This window comes from Tepidimonas fonticaldi, from assembly GCF_007556755.1.
Classification (GTDB): domain Bacteria; phylum Pseudomonadota; class Gammaproteobacteria; order Burkholderiales; family Burkholderiaceae_C; genus Tepidimonas; species Tepidimonas fonticaldi.
On sequence record NZ_VJOO01000006.1, the window covers coordinates 87,626 to 110,537 of the forward strand.

The 22,912-nt window shown below is 58.9% G+C and carries 14 protein-coding genes and 2 pseudogenes; 15 read left to right on the forward strand and 1 reads right to left on the reverse strand.

Features of this window, described 5'->3' with window-relative positions; all coding sequences use genetic code 11:
* The first annotated feature begins 337 nt into the window (after positions 1-337).
* From Tfont_RS05035 to brxL, 13 genes are all read left to right on the forward strand, one after another.
* Positions 338-1,561: a tyrosine-type recombinase/integrase gene (locus Tfont_RS05035; protein ID WP_185974474.1), complete on the forward strand. Its 1,224-nt coding sequence runs from the start codon at positions 338-340 to the stop codon at positions 1,559-1,561.
* Positions 1,558-3,105 carry a site-specific integrase gene (locus Tfont_RS05040; protein ID WP_185974475.1) on the forward strand — a complete coding sequence of 516 codons (1,548 nt, stop codon included), beginning with the start codon at positions 1,558-1,560 and terminating at the stop codon, positions 3,103-3,105. The genes Tfont_RS05035 and Tfont_RS05040 overlap by 4 nt, the downstream gene beginning before the upstream one ends.
* Positions 3,026-5,149, forward strand: a complete 2,124-nt coding sequence (locus Tfont_RS05045; protein WP_260682273.1) for an integrase — start codon at positions 3,026-3,028, stop codon at positions 5,147-5,149. Before Tfont_RS05040 ends, Tfont_RS05045 begins: the two co-directional genes overlap by 80 nt.
* Before the next feature lies 1 nt (position 5,150).
* Positions 5,151-5,624: a hypothetical protein gene (locus Tfont_RS05050; protein ID WP_143968622.1), complete on the forward strand. Its 474-nt coding sequence runs from the start codon at positions 5,151-5,153 to the stop codon at positions 5,622-5,624.
* Between the two features lie 106 nt (positions 5,625-5,730).
* A complete protein-coding gene (locus tag Tfont_RS05055; RefSeq protein WP_143968623.1) occupies positions 5,731-6,231 on the forward strand; it encodes a BrxE family protein in 501 nt (166 codons plus the stop codon).
* A gap of 2 nt (positions 6,232-6,233) precedes the next feature.
* The gene (locus Tfont_RS05060; protein WP_143968624.1) at positions 6,234-7,022 is read left to right on the forward strand and encodes a DUF1819 family protein; all 789 of its coding nucleotides are present in this window, start codon (positions 6,234-6,236) and stop codon (positions 7,020-7,022) included.
* Positions 7,003-7,578: a BREX protein BrxB domain-containing protein gene (locus tag Tfont_RS05065; protein ID WP_143968625.1), complete on the forward strand. Its 576-nt coding sequence runs from the start codon at positions 7,003-7,005 to the stop codon at positions 7,576-7,578. Before Tfont_RS05060 ends, Tfont_RS05065 begins: the two co-directional genes overlap by 20 nt.
* 27 nt (positions 7,579-7,605) lie before the next feature.
* Positions 7,606-11,238 carry a BREX system P-loop protein BrxC gene (gene brxC, locus Tfont_RS05070; RefSeq protein ID WP_143968626.1) on the forward strand — a complete coding sequence of 1,211 codons (3,633 nt, stop codon included), beginning with the start codon at positions 7,606-7,608 and terminating at the stop codon, positions 11,236-11,238.
* Complete coding sequence (locus Tfont_RS05075; protein ID WP_143968627.1) at positions 11,239-13,131, forward strand: Eco57I restriction-modification methylase domain-containing protein; 1,893 nt, start codon at positions 11,239-11,241, stop codon at positions 13,129-13,131.
* Complete coding sequence (locus Tfont_RS05080; protein WP_143968628.1) at positions 13,128-14,978, forward strand: ATP-dependent nuclease; 1,851 nt, start codon at positions 13,128-13,130, stop codon at positions 14,976-14,978. Before Tfont_RS05075 ends, Tfont_RS05080 begins: the two co-directional genes overlap by 4 nt.
* On the forward strand, positions 14,975-16,909 hold the full coding sequence (locus Tfont_RS05085) for a BREX-1 system adenine-specific DNA-methyltransferase PglX (protein WP_143968629.1): 1,935 nt from the start codon (positions 14,975-14,977) through the stop codon (positions 16,907-16,909). The genes Tfont_RS05080 and Tfont_RS05085 overlap by 4 nt, the downstream gene beginning before the upstream one ends.
* Positions 16,906-19,434: a PglZ domain-containing protein gene (locus Tfont_RS05090; RefSeq protein ID WP_143968630.1), complete on the forward strand. Its 2,529-nt coding sequence runs from the start codon at positions 16,906-16,908 to the stop codon at positions 19,432-19,434. The genes Tfont_RS05085 and Tfont_RS05090 overlap by 4 nt, the downstream gene beginning before the upstream one ends.
* Positions 19,435-19,439: 5 nt before the next feature.
* Entirely contained in the window at positions 19,440-21,542 is a 2,103-nt protein-coding gene (gene brxL / locus Tfont_RS05095; RefSeq protein ID WP_143968631.1) for a BREX system Lon protease-like protein BrxL, read from the forward strand.
* 9 nt (positions 21,543-21,551) lie between these two features.
* Here the strand turns inward: brxL and Tfont_RS05100 are convergent.
* Positions 21,552-21,701, reverse strand: a pseudogene (locus tag Tfont_RS05100) (lysozyme); the annotation flags it as partial.
* 283 nt (positions 21,702-21,984) lie between these two features.
* On the opposite strand from Tfont_RS05100, the gene Tfont_RS05105 reads away from it, so the two are divergent.
* Both Tfont_RS05105 and Tfont_RS14690 read left to right on the forward strand, forming a co-directional pair.
* Positions 21,985-22,644 (forward strand): glycerophosphodiester phosphodiesterase family protein, encoded by a 660-nt coding sequence (locus Tfont_RS05105; RefSeq protein WP_143968632.1) that lies wholly within the window; start codon positions 21,985-21,987, stop codon positions 22,642-22,644.
* A gap of 102 nt (positions 22,645-22,746) precedes the next feature.
* A pseudogene (locus Tfont_RS14690) lies at positions 22,747-22,912 on the forward strand (IS5/IS1182 family transposase); the annotation flags it as partial.

A 22,912-nucleotide genomic window follows, 5' to 3' on the forward strand; every position in this document is an offset into this window, starting at 1 on the left:
GTTCTGTTAACAAAGGCCAGGAAGGTGGGCATGAATTTACATTGTTTCCTGGTCGATCGTTAGTTTGTTCAAGCAAAACATGTGCTTGTAGCGTTGTTTACGTTTTTACGTATATACAACCGTTCTAGAATACACCTCACAGATAAAAGTCAACAACACCCCGGATAGGCTTGTTCTACCGGGGTTTTTTGTTGTTTGCATATTTTGACGGCCGCTGCTAAGATCATCGCTAGCATATACCTCCAGTGACTGTAAAGAGATGCGATCTACGTACAGGGTCAAGACTGTGCTCCTAGGGTCAGGTGAGCGACTGCCAGTCCTTGTGGACGACAGCGGTATGCCGCTTTTTGACGCAACGGTCTTTGCTCTCACAGAGATCCGCGGCAGAAACCTGGCGAGCAACACGGTTGGCCATGTGCTCCGATCCATCATGTTCTTTCACCTCTTCCTGGACTTTCGGGGTATCGACCTAGATCAGCGCATGGACAATGGTGAGTTGTTGTCCATGAACGAGCTTGAGGATCTGGTACGCCAATCCCGGCGACCAATAGATGGTTTGACATCCAAAGTGGCGGCCACCCATCCTTCAAAACTCGCAAGGAAGCCGCTCGCTGACCAATCACCGACTGCTTCGTTAGAAAAGGTTCGGATGGGCATCACGCGTTCCGAGGAAGATGTGGTGAGCACTGCGGTCATGGCGACGCGACTCCAGTACATCCGCTCGTACATACAGTGGCTGGTCAACACGCGGCTCGATCGGTTGGGCATAGATTCCCAGAAGGCGGTTATGTTGCGCCACGGTGTCACTCGGGTAACTGAAGCAATTTCGAGCCGTATCCCCCGCAAGTCAGGACGAGCGCTGGAGAGGCAGCGCCAAGGACTGTCAGAGTCAGACCAGGCTGAACTACTACGGGTGATTGATCCGGCATGCCCCGACAATCCTTGGGCGGACGAGCACACCCGCTATCGAAACGCGCTGTTGATCCACTGGCTGTTGGAGCTCGGGCTACGCCTCGGAGAAGCACTTGGAGTGCGCAATTCTGACATCGACACTTATCACAGGGAGGTGACGATACATCGTCGCGCCGACGATCCCGTGGACCCTCGAAGAGATCAACCTCAAGTAAAAACCCGGCCACGGGTTCTTCCTTTGAGCGAAAGACTTCTCCTGGAGACGCAGACCTACATCATTGACCACCGTCGACAGCTCCCTGCAGCAAAAAAACACCCTTTCCTGTTTGTGGCGAATCGCACAGGGCAGCCTCTAACGCTCGTCGCTGCTAAAAAAATTTTTGTCGAACTGCGTCAGCGTTGTTCCCGGCTCCCTAAAGATCTTAGCGCGCATGTACTGCGCCACACGTGGAATGACCGATTTTCCGAGGAAGCGGACAAAAAGGGTACTGATCCGGAAACTGAAAAGCACATACGAAGTTACCTGATGGGCTGGGCTCCGACCTCATCAACGGCGGCAACCTATACACGCCGCCATGTGCAGAGAAAAGCCCGCGAAGTGTCATTGGCTTTGCAGACAAAACTCATGAATCCGGGGAATAAGAAATGAGTAAGCTTGTCATCGCTGAATCGCGATACCACACCCTCACCGAACTACCCCAATTCGCCAAAACCCGGTCTGGTGTCGAGTTCGATCCACGATCGGACAGGTGGGTATATCGCGATGATTTGTATAGCGTCAGCTTGGATTTTGGCAAGCTGCACGCTACTGCTTCATTTGTGGCATCGGCTAAACATGTCTTGTTATGGTATGTGGAACGCCTGTCATCTAGCCATGCAAGTAATCTGTTCGACCGCCTTGGCCATTATCTCAAGACTATATCGATCTGGCGTAATGCCCCGATTAACGAAATCACCACCAATGACCTAATCAACTACAAAGCATCGCTGAGCAACGCCACTTTCTGGTACCTGGGGGCGCTATCCGGGCTGTTCCAGCAGTGGCATCGTCTGGGCTATCCTGGGGTGACCGATGATGCCGTTGCATTCTTGCGCGAGATACGCATCAAGGGAAATCCAAAGGGACTCGCAGTCCTGACGCACGATCCCATATATGGGCCCTTCACGGATATCGAGTTTCAATCAATTCAGGCTGCCTTAGATGGTGCGTATTGCAGGGGTGAGATTGATTTGGAGGGTTATCTGCTGGCTTATCTTTTCATGCTGCTTGGCCAGCGACCGATCCAGTACGCCGCACTGAAAGTGCGCGATGTTGAGCGGGTCGTTACGAAGGACGGCACAACTATTTATACGATCCAGATCCCGCGTGCCAAGCAGCGCGATCGACTTTCTCGAGAAGACTTCAAGACCCGGCTCATCATTCCACAGATTGGAGAATTGCTGATCCAGCACGCGGCCGATATCCGGGAGAAATTTCATGGGCTTTTGCCAGATCCATCAGAAGCACCTTTATTTCCCATGCGAGGTAAGTCCAAAGGGGCGCCGGCAGGCTTCGAATACCACCGAACCGCGCAGACCCTTGCCGATCTGCTAGAGCGAACGCTCAAGAAGCTCAGCATTGTTTCTGAGCGCACCGGAAAGCCTCTACACATCACTGCCACTCGTTTTCGCCGTACTCTCGCCACTCGTGCAGCGATGGAGGGGCACGGCGAACTCGTCATCGCAGAGTTGCTCGATCATACTGATACCCAGAACGTCGGGATATATATCGAAGCACGGCCTGAGATCGTGGAGAGGATTGACCGGGCCATTGCGTTTCACATGGCTCCGATCGCTCAGGCGTTCGCTGGAACACTGATCCGCGATGAGTCTGAGGCAACACGTTGCGATGACCCAACCAGCCGAATATGCGATCCACGTTTTGACCCAACGATGCGCCCACTGGCAAACTGCGGAAAGCATGGCTTCTGCGGGTTTGCAGCGCCGATAGCGTGCTATACCTGCGTTCATTTCGAGCCCTGGCTTGACGGCCCGCATGAAGCCGTGTTGGAGTTTTTGCTTGCAGAGCGAGAACGCTTGGCCTCACGTGGCGACATGCGCATTGCATCCATCAATGATCGAACCATTCTTGCCGTTGCTCAAGTGGTGCAACTATGCGAGGCACAGCGTGGGCAATATGGACGAAATGGCTGAGGTTGTCCTGTTCACTCCTCGGGTAGAGCTTGACGCCGCCGAGAATTTGCGTGGGTTCATAGAGATGGCGCGCGATCACCTCACCGTCTTTGGCAGCGATTTGCCGTTCGATGAGAATGTCTGGGATGTGACCGCAGTGATCGCGTTGAAAGGACACGGAAATAAGCGCGTGCGAATTAAATTTTCGACCCTGACCACCGCCGGGGATAAGACGCCATCAATGATGGCGGAGCCATTCTTGAGCTTCGCGAAGGCTTATCTTCGATACATGCAATCGCTCCGGCCAACCAAGGCGATTCATGGCCGCCTCGTTGCGTTGCGCGCTCTCGAGGCCGCTCTTATTGAATCTTGCGGAAGCACTAATCCGGTGCGCATCGATTCTGGAGTTCTGAATCGAGCGGCTCAGCTGATTATTAATCAACTCAGTGATGGGGCCGCGTATCGCGCCGGCCAGCAACTGGAGATACTGGCCAGGTGGATGGCGGAGAACCGCTTGACGAAAATTCCGGTTCGTTGGCGCAATCCGATCAAACGACCGACAAGCGCAGTTCGCGTCGGGAAGGAGGCTGACGAGCGTCGCGCGAAAAAAATGCCATCTCAGGCCGCACTTGATGCTTTGCCAAAGGTTTTTTTACTTGCGACAGAGCCCGTCGATGTGATCGTCGCTGGCGTTGCGGCAATCATGCTCGCCGCCCCTGAGCGAATCAGCGAGGTGTTGATGCTTCCCGAAGCCTGCGAGGTACGTGAGCCACGCACGGGAAAGGAAGACGCCTACGGCTTACGTTGGTGGCCCGCAAAAGGGGCTAACCCAGGCGTCAAATGGGTGGTGCCATCCATGGCATCCGTCGTCCAAGAGGCACTGCGCAAAATTCGCAGGGTCACCGAAGAAGCCCGGTGTATTGCAAAATGGTATGAGGATCATCCGGGAAGGTTATACCTGGCGCCGGATGTTGAACATCTGCGCGCCCAACAATGGCTGTCACTCGCGGACGTTGCCGAGATATTGGGGTTTGCGGATCACAGTTCTGTCAATACCTGGTGCCGGACGGCGAAGATTGCTATGAGCAGGCAGGACAACGGTAAGCAGGTGTTAGTGCGATTCGCCGACATCGAGAAGGCTGTATTGAGCATGCTACCGCGCGGATTCCCGATCCTCGACGACGCGACGGGTCTCAAGTACAGCGAGGCCTTGTTCGTGGTAAGACGAAATGAGCTTGGTACCCAGCGAGGTACCTATCGTTGCATGCTGGAGGCAGTGACAATCGGTCAAATCAACACGGGATTTGGTAGCCGGGCGCGACACGGCTTTGATTCTATATTTGCGCGCTTCGGGTTCACAGAGCCAGACGGTAGCCCGATAAAACTGACCAGCCACCAATTTCGACACTACCTTAATACGCTGGCGCAACTGGGTGGAATGAGTCAGCTCGACATCGCCAAGTGGTCCGGCCGCAAGGATGTTCGTCAAAACGAAGTCTACGATCATGTCACACCTGGTGTGATGCTGCAGAGGCTTCGCGACGCGGTTGGTGATGACAACCAGATGTTCGGGCCGCTGGCCGAACTGCCGAAACGGGTGATGATTCGGCGCGATGAGTTTGCACAGCTGGTGATCCCGTCGGCGCACACCACGGACATCGGTTATTGTGTTCACGACTACACGTCGTCGCCGTGCCAGTTGCACATGGACTGCATTCATTGCCAGGATTTGGTCTGCGTCAAGGGGGACGAGGAGAAAACCGCGCTCCTGCGGAAACGGCTCCAAGAAGCACGTGAATTGCTGGGGAGAGCAGAAGACGCCCGGGCTGATGGCTATTACGGGAGTGACCGCTGGGTTGAACATCATCGCGCGAGCGTGGACCGGCTGTCTCAGCTCGTACAGATCCTGGACGACCCCAGTGTCCCGAATGGCGCGGTGGTACAGTTGTCTTCACCCACGGCACCATCACGCATCGCGCAAGAGCTCACTGCTCGGCTGCCTGCCAAGAACGATAAGAGCCAGACGAGCGTTCCCGCCGAAGTATTGGCATGGAAGGGGGATTGAGATGGCGGGTCGGGCTCGAAAAGTAATCAACCGGCGTAGCAAAAATCTGAGTGACGAAGCGATCGAGCAGGTCGTTCGTATTCTCGACGGGTGGAGCGGCAAGTTAACTTGGGATGACTTGATTGAGGCGCTGGTGCCAAGACTTCATTATCGATACACGCGACAGGCGCTCTACAAGCACGAGCGCATAAAAACGGCCTTCGCCCTCAGGAAGAAAGAACTTCGAGGAGAGACGGCGAGCGATGAGGGCCGTCACACTGGGCCGTGTGAGCAAGTTTGGGCGCGGGTTGAGCGCCTTGAGGCAGAGAATCGCCGTCTCGAAGCCGAGAATCAGCGATTACTCGAGCAGTTCGTGGTTTGGGCCTACAACGCATATACGCGCGGCTTGACCAAGGAGTTCCTGAGTCAACCTCTGCCGCGAGTGAATAGGGGGCAAACTTATGATCATGAAAATAATGGAAAAAAACGGAAGTGATGATAAATGCCCGACGTGGCCGCCCGGCTGTGCCACGGACGCTCTGCTCAAGGCTTTGCTGCTGCAGGATCCGGTTCTCTGAACTAACGAAGTGATAAGCGTTGATATGAAAGAATCCTATCTACCGACGTTGCTGCAAATGAGGCTCCTCGTGGGCTTCCTCGGCGAGCGTGCTCAGTGCGCCTGGTGGCCCACGGCGTTCTATGAGGCATCGAGCAGGCTCTTCCTGGAGCCGGTCTTCTCGAAAACATTTCGCCTTGCTCAGTACCACGGTGCGCTGGAAGCAGCCAGACGATTGCACGACGAGCATTTGAGCGTGGGCAGCTATCACCTGTTCCGGCTACCCGAAGAAGTCGAACAAGACCTGCATGCGACCGTGCAAAGCAGCGCGGGAGAAGAACTCACCGGTCAGATACCGCAGAGCAAAGAGGCTGCGCTGGATGCGTTGAGGCGCTTGGCCGCGACGAGCGACACGGCCAGCGTGGGTCCAACGGCGGTCGGGCGCATCAAGGATATCGATTCCACCGACACCCTGAAGGCTATCGCGGCAGCCTATCTATCGGCGTTCACGCGGGGCGTCAAAACCTATCCGTATCTGGTGGGTTGATCGTGGCCGACAGCAAGCGCTATACGACTCAGTTACAAGCAGGCCTTGGGCTCGTCAACGAGACCACGACGCTGCTTGACCTGTGGTCGCCAGGCATGTCGGCGAATCAGTTGCATCAAGTCGCGCTGGAATCGGGTCGATTCCCCACCGTTACTGCGCGTCGACTCCGCAACATCGTCGTCGAATGCTTTGCTCCGCGCTATCTGGTCAATGGTGGTACACCGGCTGCTCACCTCAAGCGGCTGTCCGCAACGATATCCACGGCTGACCTGATGCAGCTCATGCTTGTGTTCACGAGCAGAGCCAGCCCGATCCTTGGCGACTTCGTGCGCCACGTTTACTGGGCTCGGTATGCCGGTGGATATACCCATATCACCAATGAAGACGCCCGCGCCTTCGTCGAGCGCGGCATCGATGACGGCAAGACAGTCAAACGCTGGTCGGAAACCACCGTGCGGCGTGTCTCCGCCTATCTGACCGGATGTTGCGCCGACTATGGAATGCTCGAGCGGGGACTGCGCTCGAGCCGTCGCATCCTGCCGTTCCGCATTTCGCCAACCGTGGCCGCTTACTTGGCCTACGAGCTGCATTTTTCCGGTCTCGGTGATAACGCGCTACTGACCCACGAAGATTGGCAGCTGTTTGGCCTGGCGCGCGAAGATGTACTGCAGGAAATCAAACGACTCTCGCTGAAAGGCTTGCTCATCGTCCAGGCTGCTGGCGATGTGATTCGCATCAGTTGGAAACATCGAGACATGGAGGCGCTTTGCGATGTCCTCACTCAAAGCTGATTTCGACGAGCTGCGCGAGCGCATCCGACATGGGCGTGAGCTCGGTCACGCGAGCTTCGAGCCGATCTACTACCTGGTGTTCCCGCCGAAACAAATCCTCGAGGTCAAGCGGCAGACGCCCGCCTGGGTGGCCAAACTGCACCAGGAAGGCTGGGATGTGCACATCTTCTCCATCGCCGAACAGCTCTGGGCGCTGCTAAAGGACGACCCGTTGTGGTCGCTGTGTGTGATGGAGGACAAGTCAGCGCCCCTGGATTGGCCGCGTACCAACAAAGCGCTGGCGGACATCCTGATGGCGGACAACGGTCTGCTGAAGCGACTCGAGGATACCCTGCAGCCGCTCGAAGGCCAGCGCAACGCATTGCTTTTGGTCACGGACCTCGAGGCACTGCATCCGTTTATGCGCATCGGCGCCATCGAGAGCCAGCTCCAGGGCAAGTTTCATGTGCCGACGATCTTCCTCTACCCCGGCGTGCGAACGGGCAAGACACGCCTGAAGTTCCTCGGCTTCTACCCGGAAGACGGCAATTACCGCTCCGTCCACGTCGGCGGCTGAACAGACCAAGAACGCAGGAACCCACACATGACCATCCGCTCGCTTTTCGATCCCAGCAAAGACATCTACCGCACCATCGAGAAGGTCATCACCTACGGTGCTTCGACTGACGCCCGCCTCAAGGCTGAGATATCCGAATACGTGGTCACCGAGAGCATCGAGGAGCAGTTTCGCAAGCTCCTCGATCGCATGCAGCTCGCGATGGAGTCCGGCGGCGAGAATGAAATCGGCGTTTGGGTCTCGGGCTTCTATGGTTCCGGTAAGAGCTCGTTCACCAAATACTTTGGCCTGGCGTTTGACGACCAGCGCACCATCGACGGCACGCCGTTCATCAATTACCTGCAGGACCGCCTGCACAAGCCACAAACCAAGGCCCTCCTCAGCACGGTAGCCAAGCGCTTCCCAGCCGCTGTGGTCATGCTCGACCTCGCCAGCGAAATGCTCGCCGGCGCCACGATGGAAGACGTCTCCACGGTGCTCTACTTCAAAGTGCTGCAGTGGGCGGGATATTCACGAAACCTCAAGGTGGCTGCCTTCGAGCGCATGGTCGAAAAGGACGGCCGCACGGAGGAACTGCACGAACGCATCGCCCAGGCGCTACCAGGTGCCACCTGGGCGCGCGTGCAGAACAACCCGCTCGCCATCGACGGGCTGATCCCCAAGATCGCCCATGAGATGTACCCGGCGCTCTTCCCCGAGGCCAAGTCCTTCTCGTCCAGCACCGAGGGCTTCTTTCAATTCGAGGACCAGCGCGTGCAGGAGATGATCGACATCGTCCGCGAGAAGAGCGGCAAGCAGAACATCATCTTCATCATCGACGAGGTCGGCCAGTATGTGGCCTCGCGCGACAACCTGATCCTCAACCTCGATGGTCTGGCGAAGAACCTGAAGCGGCTGGGCAACGGCAAGGTCTGGATCATCTCTACCGCGCAGCAAACGCTCACCGAAGACGACCCACGCGCCGCCCTGAATTCGGACAAGCTCTACAAACTGAAAGACCGCTTCCCGATCCAGATCGACCTCGAATCGAGCGACATCAAGGAGATCTGCTACCGGCGTCTGCTGGGTAAGTCACCAGCGGGTGAAGCCGAACTGGGCAAGCTGTTCGATGCACATGGCCAAGCGCTGCGGTACAACACCAAGCTGCAGGATGCCAAGTACTACGACGCGGATTTCAGCCGGGAGAGCTTCATCAATCTGTATCCCTTCCTGCCGGCGCACTTCGACATCCTGCTCCATCTCCTTGGCGCCCTGGCCAAGTCCACTGGCGGTATCGGTCTGCGCTCGGCAATCAAGGTGATCCAGGACGTGCTGAAAGGCGAAGGCGGTTCCAAGGCCATGGCCGATCAGCCCGTGGGCTGGCTGGCCACCACGGTGACGCTATACGACGAACTGGAAAAGGACATCCGCCGTGCCTTTCCCTCGATTCATCAGGCGGTGGGCAAGGTGCAGATTCGCTATCCAGACTCCCCGCTCCATCAAGACATCGGCAAGACCATCGCCGTTTTGCAGATCCTCGGTAACCTGCCGGTGTCGGTGCAGAACGTCGCCAGCCTGATGCACCCATCCGTCACGGCACCTTCGCAGCTCGACGCGGTGAAGAAAGCCGTTGAAGAGATGCTCAACGACGTGTATGTGCCGCTCGGCGAGAAGGACGGCAATCTCGTGTTCCTTAGCGAGAAGCTGCGGGATATCGAGCATGAGCGTGGCGCTATTGCACTGCGTACCGTGGACGTGAAACGCATCTTCAACGATGCACTGCGTGAGTCCTTCAATCCGCTGCCTCGTGTCAGTCTCCACGGCACGATGGCCGTCACAACGGGCCTGAAAGTCCAGTCCGGCAGCGTCATCACCAGCCTGGCCGGTGATCAGAGCACTATTCAAACTGTCGTCGAGCTGGTGCCCGCCAGCGACTACGACACCGCCAAGAACCGGATGCTGGAAGATTCCCGCAGCCGCGCGGGCCGGAACGTCATCGGGCTCTTGGCTCGCGCCAATCCCGAACTCGACGAGCTGGCCAACGAAATCTATCGCTGCCAGCGCATTGCCGAACTGCACCGCAACGAGCCCGACCAAGAGGTCAAGGACTACTGCACCGGCCAGCTCGACCGCGCTGCCAAGCTCGCGACCCAGCTCCAGAGCAAGATCAAGCAAACCCTGCAAGCCGGCTCGTTTGTGTTCCGTGGGCAGGCCACGGCGGTGTCGGCGCTGGATGCCGACCTACTGGAAGCCGCCAAGAAGCTGCTCTCCGACGTGGCCAACCAAGTATTCCACCGTTACGTCGAAGCGCCGGTGCGTGTAGGAACCGACACCGCCGAGAAATTCCTCAAGGTCGGCAACCCCGCCGCCATCAGCAGTGCGCTGGATCCGCTCGGCCTGGTGCAAACCGTCGCTGGTCGAGCCTCGTTCAAAACCGACCACAAGGCGATGATCAGCCTGCGTGACTATATCGACAAGCATGGCACGGTCGATGGCAAACGCCTGCTCGATGACTTCAGCAGCGACCCGTTCGGCTGGTCGCCGGACACCACGCGCTACATCGTCGCCGCCATGCTCATGGCCGGCGAAATCAAGCTCAAAGTCTCGGGCCGTGAAGTGACGGCCGCCGGCCAGCAGGCGATCGATGCCCTGAAGACCAACAACTCCTTCAAGCAGATCGGTGTTTCGCTGCGGGACCAGCGCCCATCCATCGAAACGCTCGGACGCGCCGCTGAGCGACTCACCGAGCTGGTCGGCGAGATGGTCATCCCGCTGGAACAAGAGATCAGCAAGGCGGTGATGAAGCACTTCCCGCGCTTTCAGCACGACTACGGCTCTTTGGCCGAAAAGCTCAGCAGCCTCGGGCTGGCAGGCAGCGATCGCATCCGCACCTTGAACCAGGACATTGCCGATATCCTGTTCACCGATGCCTCCGATGCACCGCAGCGCCTGGGCGCCGAAACCTCCGCCATTTACGACAGCCTCAAGTGGGCGCTGGAAGTGAAGCGGGCGCTCGATAATGGGCTCGACGCCACCCTGCGCGACTTGCAAGCCCATCGCCGTGACATCGAAGCCTTGCCGGACACCGGCGTGCCAGGGGAGCTGCGCCGCGAACTTGCCGAAGACCTGGGAACCCTGTCGGAGCGCTTGGGCAAAGAGGACTTCTACAGGCACACGGCTGACTTCAATTCGCTGCTCACGCGCCTGAAGGGCCGCGTGCGCGACGCCGTCAACATGCTCTCCAATCAGCAGAAGCTGCGCTTGAAGGAAGGCATCGAGGACCTGCAGCGTCTGCCCGAATGGGAAGAACTCACCCAGGCAGAACGTGGCAACGCCGTGAACCGGCTGGATGGCCTTGCCTTGGCCGCCACACAGGATCTGGCTGGACTCAAGAAGCTGCTGGCTCGCGACTACGACATCAACAGCACCCTCGAAGACCTCAAGCGCTCGATCCAGCGCCAGGGCCAGGAACGCCTACGGCAACGCATGGAGGAAGAGCGCGCCAAGACCGGCGAGAAAGGCCCCGCCAAGCTCACCAAGTCGATTGCCGTCCCGGTGAAGATGACCTCGGCGGCAGACATCGACGCGCTGATTCAGCAGCTCCACGAAATCAAGGCTCAGCTCGCGCTGTATACCGAGATCGAAGTGACGCTCTCGCTTGGCAACGGAGGCGATCAGTAAATGGCCTTCGACCAAACAACTCGAAACCGCCTGCAGCGCTTCGTCAACGACGCGCGCCGCGTGCTGGAGGAGGAATTCACCCGCCAGCTGCAGAACGACTATGGCATGGACCCGACCTCGGGCACGGTGGCTTTGCTTTCCAGCCTGCGCCATCTCGACGACGCCCAGCGCGAAACCGCCCGCATCCTGCGCGACACCCTGGCGCACTACACCGCCAGTGGCGACATGAATGCGACCCAGGGGCTGGACCGTATCGTCCGCGAGCAGGCCTTTACCGTGCTGAACCGCCTGGCGGCGCTGCGCATGGCGGAGGCGCGCGGGCTGTTGATCGAATCAGTGGGCAATGGTTTCCAGGCCAAGGGCTTTCAGCTCTATGCGCGACTGGCCGGCACCGGCCTGGGCGAAACCGGCGATGCCTACCGCGTGTACCTGTTCAGCGTGTTCGACGAACTGGCCCAAGACCTGCCCGGCCTGTTCGACCGCTACTCACCGCAGGGCCGCCTGTTCCCGCGCGAGGCCGCGCTGCTGCAAGTGCTGAATCTGATCAACGGTTCCGACATCGCCTCGCTGTGGAGCGAGGACGAAACCATCGGCTGGATCTACCAGTACTTCAACTCCAAAGAAGAGCGAAGGGCCATGCGCGAGGCCAGCCAGGCGCCGCGCAACAGCCGGGAACTCGCCGTGCGCAACCAGTTCTTCACACCGCGCTATGTGGTTGAGTTCCTGGTGGACAACACCCTCGGGCGTCTCTGGTTCAACGCCACGGGCGGGGCCACCGGCCTGCGCGAGCGTTGCCAGTACCTGCTGGTCAAGCCGGACGAAACGCCACCAGCCGCCACCAAGCTGCGTGACCCGCGCACCCTCAAGCTGCTGGACCCGGCCTGCGGCTCCATGCACTTCGGCCTATATGCCTTCGATCTGTTCGCTGAAATCTATCGCGAGGCCTGGGCATGGGAACAGCAGCACGGGCCCGGTTCGCTGGATGTCTCGACCCAGCCCCAGGCTGCATTCAAGCCACTGAGCCAGACCTACGAGGACAAGGCGGCATTTCTGCGCGACCTGCCTCGTTTGATCATCGAGCACAACATCTATGGCGTCGATATTGATCCGCGCGCTGCGCAGATTGCATCCCTGGCACTGTGGCTGCGAGCGCAGCGTGCCTGGCACGAGGCCGGCGTCAAGGCCAAAGACCGCCCACTGATTGGGCGGGGCCATGTGGTCGCCGCCATTGCGCCGCCAGCAGAACGGGAGTTGCGTCAGCAGTTTGCGGCCAACCTCGACAAACGTGACGCCGAGCTGTTCGAGAAGACCCTGCAACTGCTCAAGGGCCTGCCGGAGCTGGGGGTGCTGCTCCAGGTCGAACGGGAACTGCCGCATTTGATCCGTCAGGTTTATGTAGGCAAGGGCACCGGCCTGTTTGCCGCCCAAGAGCAGGAGAACTGGCAACAGGCCGAGGCGCGACTGCGCACGGCACTCATCGAGTTCGCCCAAGCGGCCAAGTCAACGTACCAGGGGCGCCTGTTTGCGCAGGATGCCCTGCAAGGATTGCGGCTCATCGATCTATGCCGGGAAGCGTTCGATGTGGTGGTCATGAATCCGCCCTTCGGCGCGCCGGCGGCCAACACCAAGGATGACTTGGCCCGCGCCTATCCGCGCAGCAAGAACGATCTGCTCGCCGTCTTCGTCGAGCGCGGCCTGGAGCTCATGCGCCGCGGTGGGCGCCTTGGCGCCATCACCTCGCGCACGGCGTTTTTCCTCTCCAGCTTTCAGAACTGGCGCGAGCAGGTGGTGTTGGGCATGGCCCGGCCCGAGGTCATGGCCGATCTGGGGCATGGCGTGATGGACGACGCCATGGTCGAGGCCGCCGCCTATGTGTTGGAGAAACAAGTATGAGAATAAAGCGCCTGGCTATCCACAACTATCGGAGCATCAAGGATCTGACCCTGGAATGCTGTGCCATGGTCTGCATGCTTGGGCCGAACAATCACGGCAAGTCAAATATCCTTTCAGCGCTTGAGTATTTTCTAACCGGCGGGTTCAAGCCCGTTGAAGCGGACTTCTTCCAGCATCGCGATGTCGAGGACAGATCCTTATGGGTTGAGGTGACATTTGATGAGCTGACCGAGCAGGAAGTCAGGACCTTTCAGAGGTATGTGCTCTCGGACGGTAGTCTCCGCGTGCGCAAGACAACAAGGATGGTCGATGGTGGAGCCCTTGAGGTTTCTTACAACGGCTACACGGAACAGCCAGCAGAACCCTGGCTGCAAACTGACCGGGCCAGCGAGTACGCCAATCGGGATGCGATCAACGCGACCCCTCTTAGGGATCTGGTGCCGGAAACCGGGCGTTTGAACAAAGCTATGGTCGAAGCGGCGCAGCAACGCTACATCCAGGATAACCGAGATACCCTTACGCTTCCCCTGGCGCTGGAAACCGGCAACTTCCTGGGCCAGAAAAACATCGCGGCGGGCATCCTGCCTGAACTGCTGCTGGTGCCTGCCGTTCGCGACCTCAGCGATGAGATCAAAGTCAAGACCACCACTGTATTTGGTCGCTTACTTAGCCGCGCTATCCAGGATATGGCCCAGCGTGACCCGCGCTTCGCGGCGGCCAGAGAGCAGCTTGCCGCAGTCATCGCTTCGTTGACGGAACGCATGGAGGATCCCGAGCAGACCCCCGCCACCGAGTTGATTCGTCTTGAGCGAGGTATTGAGGAGGAGCTTCGCACCTGGGGTGTTCGTGTCAACATCGAAATCTCTCCGCCGGAGATCGAGAAGCTGTTCGAACTCGGGACTGAAGTTTTCCTTGATGATGGCGCCCGAACCAGCGCAACCCGGAAGGGGCATGGGCTGCAGCGCGCGCTAATGTTCGCGCTGATTCGCGCTTGGTCCAAGGCGCTGCGCACCGAATCGCAGGGCATCGAGGATATTGCCGCCAGGAAGCGGTCCGACTCGGTCATTTTCGCCGTAGAAGAGCCGGAGCTGTTCCTGCACCCTCACGCGCAACGACGGCTGTTCCAGTCTCTGCGGAAAATCGCTGCGGTGCCGGAACACCAGGTCATGCTCTGCACTCACTCGCCGCACTTCATCGATACAGATGAGTATCGACAGATCGCCATGGTCTATCGGGACGACCCACGGACGGGCACATCTATCCGCCAATGCACCAGTGATCTTTTCGCCGGTGAAGACCTTGCTGACCGGAAGAAGCGCTTCCGACTCGCGCATTGGATTAATCCCGAGCGAGCCGAGATGTTCTTTTGCCGCAAGGCGATATTCGTGGAGGGCGAAACCGAGCGCGTCCTGCTGCCTTACCTGGCGGATCGGCTGGGGTTGTTGGATTCCGAGGTCTCGGTGATCGACTGCGGCTCAAAATTCAACCTGCCGTTCTACGTCGAGCTGGCAAAGGCGTTTGGCATTCGTTACGCGGTCGTTCACGATGAAGACCCACTGCCAAACCCGGTGCCGGCGGACTGGAGCGAAGACAAGCGCAGGGCCAGTCAGCGGACATTCGACCTCAACGCCGAGATTGAACAACTGGTAGAGGCGCCCCTTGGTCGGCGCCACATGTTATCGCCAGATTTCGAGAGCGCCACGGGCGTTTCCAAGAACCAGGGCGACAAGAAAGGAAAGGGCTTGGCGGCACTCGACTATTTCGAGCAAAAGCAACCGGGAGAGATTCCGGATGTTCTGAAAGACCTGTTGCGTGTCCTCTACCGTGATTCGGAGGTCGTCCAATGACTACTTTCCTTCGGCTGCTCGCCGAAAATGACAAGCGCGAAGGGCTGGCGACGGCCTGCACATGTTTGCGCGCCGGCCAACCCGACCCGCGCGCTTTCGAGGTTGAACCCGAAGCATTCGACGCCGTGCCCGGCAAGCCCTTCGCCTATTGGGTGAGCGAGGCGGTGCGCCAGACCTTCCGGCGCCTGCCGCCCTTCGAGAGCGAGGGACGCACGGTCAAGCAGGGGCTCGCCACCGCCGACGACTTCCGCTTCGTGCGCGCCTGGTGGGAGGTGCAGCCGGGCGGCACGGCGGGCAAATGGTTTCCCTTCGCCAAGGGCGGCGCCTATTCACCTTTCTACGGCGACATCCACTTGGTAGCAAATTGGAAGCACGACGGGGCCGAAATTAAGAATTTTTTTGATCCAAAAACAGGAAAGCTTAATTCCCGGCCACAAAATCTCGATTATTACTTTCGGCCTGGTTTTACGTGGTCTTATAGGCCGTCATCTACGGGGAGCTTCCGTTTTCTTCCGCGCGGAGTGGTGTTTAGCGTTAACGGTTCCTCTGGTTTTGTGGAAGGAGATGAGGCCTCACAAATTGCAGCCAGCGTTGCACTCGCCAATTCATCGACATTCAATTTCTTGATAAGGCTACTTTTTTCTCGAGGTGGTGCTGGAGGTGGACAAACTTTAACTTACGAGGTGGGGTATGTCGCAATGACTCCTGCGCCAGCACTGTCTGATTACATGTGTAGCAGATTAAACGCTTTGGTTCGAAGCGCATGGTCATTGAAACGAACGACAGATACCATCGAAGAAACCTCCCATGCGTACCTGCTACCAGCCGCCTTGCGTGCGCGACTGGCTGATTACGACCCCGTCGCCATTGAAGCAGAACTGTCACGCATCCAGATCGAGATCGACTCAATAGCTTTTGACCTCTATGGCTTCAATGAAGCCGACCGTGCTGCCGTTCAAGTCACCCAAGGTGTGGCAAACGAAGGCGATGCCGAGGACGGTGCAGATGACGAAGGCGACGATGAAGACAGCGCTTCACCCATCGACCACACGGCCGGCTTGTTGAGCTGGGCAGTTGGTGTGGCATTTGGTCGTTTCGACTGGCGCCTGGCCACGGGAGAGCGCGCGGCACCTCCAGAGCCCGATCCTTTCGATCCGCTGCCCGCCAAAAGCCCCGGAATGCTGCCCGACGGGGCCGCGCCCTTCCATGCGCACGAAGGCATCCTGGTGGACGACCCGGGGCACCCGCATGACCTCGCACGCTTAATTGAGGAAGTTCTCGTTCGCGTCGAGGTGCCAATACCGGAGGACGTGCGCCGCTGGCTGCAACGCGACTTCTTCCCCTTCCATCTGCAGCGCTACTCCAAGAGCCGTCGCAAGGCGCCCATCTACTGGCCGTTGAGCACAACGTCCGGCAGCTACACCCTGTGGGTCTATTACCCCAGCCTTACCAGCCAGACGCTTTACACGGCAATCAACGACTTTGTCGAACCCAAGCTCAAACAAGTCGGCGCTGACGTGACGGCGCTGCGCAACAAGGGCTCTGCCCGCACGCGCGACGACGAAAGGCAGTTCGAGGCGCTGCAAGCCTTCGAGCTGGAGCTGATTGAGCTGCGCGACACTTTGCTCAAGCTCGCGCCCACCTACAAGCCCAACCACGACGACGGTGTGCAGATCAGTGCCGCGCCATTGTGGCAGTTGTTCCGCCACAAACCCTGGCAGAAGGTGCTCAAGGACACCTGGGAGAAGCTCAAGAAAGGCGACTACGACTGGGCGCACCTGGCCATGAACGACTGGCCCGAGCGTGTGCGCGAGAAGTGCAAGACCGACAAGTCGCTGGCCATCGCTCACGGGCTGGAGGATCTCTACATCGAGCCCGAGGCCAAGCCGAAAAAAGCACGCGGTAAGAAGAAGACCGGAGGCGATGAATGAGCATCGCTGAATTCATCCGTGAAAGCGTGCTGCGGCCGCGCCTGAAGCAGGCAGGCTGTCTGGTGGTGTACGACCCGGCCCGGCGTTACCGCGACTTGTGCTTCGATTTGATGGCTGACAAGGTGCGGGTGGTGGATGCGTCTGAAAGCAGCATCGAAAGCCGCGAGGCGGCGCTGCTGGCGCTGCGCGAGGTGGGGCAGCCCAAGGCCGCGCTGGAAGGGGTGTTGATCTACGTGCCAGCCAAGCGCCCAGAAACCGATGAACAGAAGCAGACTGACCCGTTCGCCCTGTACGCAGAATGCGGCGCGGTGTTTCCGCAAGACGATGGCGATGAGTATCTGAACCTGTGCCTGCGCGCCAGGCCGGATCACGCGACCGAAATTCGCCGTTTGTTCGCCGACAACCCCGGCGGGCCGTCCTTTGCGGTGATCGATGCCATTGGCGGCGGTGTGAGCTGGCCCCAGTTGCGAGCCACATTGCGGGTGGAGTCCGGCCGCGAGATTCTGGCCGCACTGCTGGCTCCCACTACCAGCCAATCCGAAGCGCTCAAGGGGCAGGAAGGCTGGTTTCAAGAGGCGCGTGACTTCCTCCGCACGACCCTGGGTCTGAGCGTGAAGACGCGCGGCAAGACCTGGTCCGCGCTGGCGGATGAACTGTGGCGCTATGTGCTGTTCAGTGAATTCGTGTTCGATTTACCAGTGGCGCTGCCGGACACCTTGAAGGGGGTACCGCACGCACCGATGGAAGCCAGACCCATCGTCGAGGATGTGTGCGACCGTCTGCGCAGCGATCCGAAGTCACGCGTGGCATACATTGAGCGCGCAGAAGCCATCGAGAAGGAACTCAACCTGCCTGATCTTTGTAGCGCAATTGAAGACTTGGGCGAGCGTGACACTTTCCCATTCGAGGAACGGACCTTCCTGCGCACGGCAATCAAGGGCATTGTCAATGGCGACACCGATGCCACGCGCCGGGTGCTGACCCGCCACAAGAGCTCGGTATGGCTCGGCAAGGGCGAAAGCCAGGCTCAGTGGGAGTTGGTGCGCTCTGGTTTGAGCCTGGTGGAGGCCTGCGAAGACTTTGAACGCCAGTTGCCAGACCATGCCCGTTCTCAGGCGGAGCTGATCGATTTCTACCTGGGTAGCCTACGCGAGGCAGATCGCCTGCAACGCGAGTTTGAGCAAGCGGCAGGTGACTTCCTTGACCCACATGGCTTGATGCATGAAGTGATCAGCCAGGCTCGAGCGCGCTATCGGCGCTTGGCCGAAAAGGTCCAAGGCGTTTTCGTGAAGCACATCGAGACTACGGGATGGCCGCCGGCTGGGCGACTGGCCAACGCCGATGCTTTTGATCGGCTGGTGGCTGATCGCCTCAAGGAAAGCGGACGCAAGGTGGCCTACCTGATGGTGGACGCCCTGCGCTACGAGTTAGGCGTGGCCCTCGAAAAGCTGCTGGCGGAAGATGGGCCTGTCGAGCTGAAAGCGGCCTATGCGCAGCTACCGACCATCACGCCGGTGGGCATGGCGAGCTTGCTGCCGGGTGCCCGCACCGGGCTGACCCTGACGCTGGAGAACGAATCGCTCGTACCCAAACTGGACGGTGTGCCGGTGAGCAATGTGACGCAGCGCATGGGCATTCTGAAAAAAAAGTACGGCGACCGCTTCGCGGAAATGCTGCTCAACGATTTTGTTCGCGGCAAGCCGAAGATCGCAGAGACCGTCGATCTGCTGGTGCTGCGCTCCAGCGAAATCGACAGCCAGCTCGAAAGCAACCCGGAAACCACACTCGGCTTGATTCCCGGAACGCTCAAGCTGATCCGCGTGGCGCTGCACAAGTTGCGCGGCATGGGCTTCAAGGAAGCCGTGATCGTGACCGATCACGGCTTCTTCCTGAACACACAAGCAGAGGCAGGCGATGTGTGCGTCAAACCGCAGGGGAAGTGGCCCGTCAATGCCCACGATCGCATGATGCTGGGCGACGGCACCGCCGATGATCACAGCCTGGTCGTCAGCGCCGAGAAGGTCGGCATCCGCGGTGACTTCGCCCAAGTGGCGCTACCGCGCAGCATGGCGCCCTATCGCTCAGGGCACTTGTATTTTCACGGCGGAGCTTCGCTGGCCGAGGCTATCGTGCCAGTGTTGATTGCGCGTCTGGATACCGCCGCCCATGCGGACCTGCGCAAGGTGGTGGTGGAGCTGAGTTACAAGAACGGCGCCAAACGAATCACTACGCGATTGCCGGTCATCGAGGTGATGCTAGTAGCCGACGACATGTTCTCGCAGGACGTGAGCCTGGAGATCTCGCTGGAAGCGCAGGACAGCAAGGGGAAGGTGGTGGGAGAGCCGCGCCCAGGCGGCGATGTGAACCCCGCGACCAGAACCGTGACCCTGATGCCAGGCCAGCGCAAGCAGATTGCGCTGCGAATGGATGATGAGTTCAGAGGCAAGTTCAATGTTGTAGCGCTAAACCCCACAACCTCGGCAGCCTACAGCAATCTGGCGCTTGAAACCGACTATACGGAATGAGCCCTATGGACGAACTCGACCAAAAACTAAACGCCACTTTCGACGGCAAGGTGCTGCGCAAGGACTTAGTGCACCGGATCAAGAAGGGAACCAACGTCCCGACTTTCGTCCTGGAGTTCCTGCTCGCCAAGTATTGCGCGAGCAACGACCAGGCAGAGATCGATGCAGGCATGGAGGCCGTTCTGTCGACGCTGCAGGAAAACTACGTGCGGCCGGATGAGGCCAATGCCGCGCAGTCCAAGGTCGCCACCAAGGGCAAGCACCGGTTCATCGACAAGGTCCATGTTCGGTATGTCGAGAAGGAAAAGCGGCACTGGGCCTCATTGGAGAACTTCAACTCGCAGCGCATCGCGATTGCCGAGAAGTTCTACCGCGACAACGACAGGTTGCTGGAGGGCGGCATTTGGGCCGAGGTCACCCTAGCGCACAACGACATCGACGAGGATGACTATGCGTTCTCCATTGAGGATCTGCGGCCAATCCAGCTGACCCGCTTCGACTTCGACCGCTATGCAGAAGGCCGAGCAGCTTTCACGCGTGATGAGTGGCTTGCGGTGATATTGCGCTCTGTGGGGCTGGAACCCAGCAGGCTGTCGAAGCGCGTGCAGATGCATTTCATCGCCAGGTTGGCTGCATTGGTGGAGCCCAACTACAACTACATCGAGTTGGGGCCTCGCGGCACCGGCAAGTCCTATTTTTTCAGTGAGTTCTCGCCCTACGCCACGCTGATCTCGGGCGGGCAGGCGACCAAGGCTACCTTGTTCTACAACAACGCACGTCGCAAGGTTGGGCTGGTTGGATTTTGGGACACGGTCGCGTTTGACGAGGTTGGCGGGATCAAAGTGCGCGATCCAGACACTATCCAGATCATGAAGGACTTCATGGCCAACGGGCGCTTTTCGCGAGGGGCCGAAGTCATCGCTGATGCAAGCCTGAGCTTTGTTGGCAACATCGATGTGTCTGTGCAGCAGGTGGTCAATTCCAACGAGCACGACCTGTTTCAGCCCTTGCCGCCGGAGTTCGACCTGGCCGTGATGGACCGCTTCGCCGCCTACATCCCAGGCTGGGAGATGCCGAAGAACAGCAGCGAGTTCTTGACCAGCAATTACGGGTTCATCACTGATTACTTGGCCGAGGCCTTCCATTACCAGTTCAAGCACACGAATCGGTATGAGGAAGTGAGCAAGCGCATCCGACTTGGCAAGGCCATCGAGGGGCGTGACGAGAAAAGCATCAAGAAGACTGTCTGCGCGTTTTTGAAGGTCCTGCACCCGAACGGGCCGCCGACGGACGAAGAGTTCGAAGAATACGTGGCCTACGCCATCGAGTACCGCCGACGCGTCAAGGAGCAGATGAACAAGCGCAAGCCGGATGACGAGTTTGCCCGGATCAATCTGTCTTACTTCAAGGCCAGCGGTGAAGAGGTGGTGGTCTTCTGCCCCGAGTCGAAGGATGCGCCGGCAACGCAAGAGCCGGCGCGCCGTCGGTTAAATCAGGCGGATGGGCAGCCTACTGAGGCGGTCGAAGTTCGGCCCGCTGCGCAACCAGCGCGTGCTGTGTCGGATTCTCCAGCGGTACCGAAGCCGATATCACCGCCACCGGAGGCGGCTTTGACTGCGAGCGACCCATCACCGATTAAGCTCAAAGAACAGCACTTCACCATCCACTATGGCGATACTGGGTACAGCTATGAGTCGATCATCGGCCCTTATCTGCAAGGCGCGAAGTCTGTTGTCGTCGAAGACCCCTACATCCGGCTGCAACACCAGATTCAGAACTTCGTCCGCTTCTGCGAAGCGGTGCTGAAGGCTGGCACGGTGAAGAAAATCAGCTTGATCACTAGCTACGACGACAAGACCCAGTTAGCTGATATCGCAGAGAAGCTTGATGAATTGAAGCAGAGCCTGCTGGAGTTAGATGTAGAGCTGGAGGTAAAGCTCAACCCGAACATGCACGATCGGGAGATTCGTATCGACAACGGCTGGGTGATCAAGATTGGCCGGGGGTTGGACTTCTTCCAGAAACCTGGAGGCTGGTTCGAGGTGGGCGCAAATGATCTGAGCTTGCGCAAGTGCCTTGAAACGAAGGTGGATATCTTCCGTGCGTAAAGCGCCAGGTCAGAGAAGCAGGGCAACCTCCGCTTCCCGCCGAGTCACCAGCCCGGGCAGCACCTTTCCGCCCCCATAGACCCATCGGCGTAGCTCATTAGCTGCGCTCGGCCAGTCCCGCTGGTTGATCGGCCGCCTCAGCGTCGACGTCTGTGTCCGCGACGTGGATGTGGTAATACGATAGAGAGGGGGCTCGACTGTTCTGTTAACAAAGGCCAGGAAGGTGGGCATGAATTTACATTGTTTCCTGGTCGATCGTTAGTTTGTTCAAGCAAAACATGTGCTTGTAGCGTTGTTTACGTTTTTACGTATATACAACCGTTCTGAGCCGGACCGATCCACTGCCCAAGGATGTCAAACTGGCGTCATCCACTTCTCCCATGATCGGCGGCTTGCGTGACCCGCGGGGGGCGCGCAAGGATCCACCGAAACGGGAGAAGAGATGGCAAACACCGTACGCACGGGATACTGGCTGGGGGCAGCGGCTGTGGTTTTGGGACTGAGTGCCTGTGGCGGGGATGACGAGCCCCGCTACCGAACGCTGGACGGGAGGGCGCCGATCGTCATCGGCCACCGCGGCGCTTCGGGAGAATTGCCGGAACATACGCTGGAGAGCTACTCCCGCGCCATCGAGCAAGGGGCCCAGTGCATCGAGCCCGACCTGGTCATGACCAAGGACGGCCATTTGATCGCCCGCCACGAGCCGATGCTGGACGACACGACCGACGTGGCGCAGAAGTTCCCCGCATCCCGCCAGCGGACGATGAACGTGGATGGTGTACCGGTGACGGCCTACTTCGCGGGCGATTTCACGCTGGCCGAAATCAAGACGCTGCGGACCCGACAGCCACGCGCGGCACGCCCGCAGCAGTACAACGGTCTGTACACCATTCCGACCATTGAGGAGATCGTGGCGCTGGCCAAGCAGGAAAGCGCACGCCGTGGTCGCACGATCTGCATTTACCCCGAGCTGAAGCATTCCACCTTTCACGCACGGGAGGCGGGATTCGGGCCCAACGTCTTCGAGGACAAGTTGCTGGCCGTGTTGCACGCCGCCTACGGCAACAGCCCATCGGCGCCGGTGTTCATTCGTCGTCCCTGAAATATTCATAACCTCATGATTTTTCTTGTGTTATTGTCTGTTTGCGAGTACAATTTCCCCCAGAGTTGATGGTCTGATGCGCCGTTTTCTGGGAGTTTTTCGATGTTTGCCTGCCCCGCCACCGAGGACTTCTTCCGCTTGCGGCTCGATCAGATGATCGACCTGCGCCATCCGCTGGCGGTGTTGTCCTCACGCATGCCGTGGCAGGAGTTGGAAGCAAGGCTGTCGCACCTGTTCATGCGCAAAGCCCGCTCTGGGGTGGCCATGC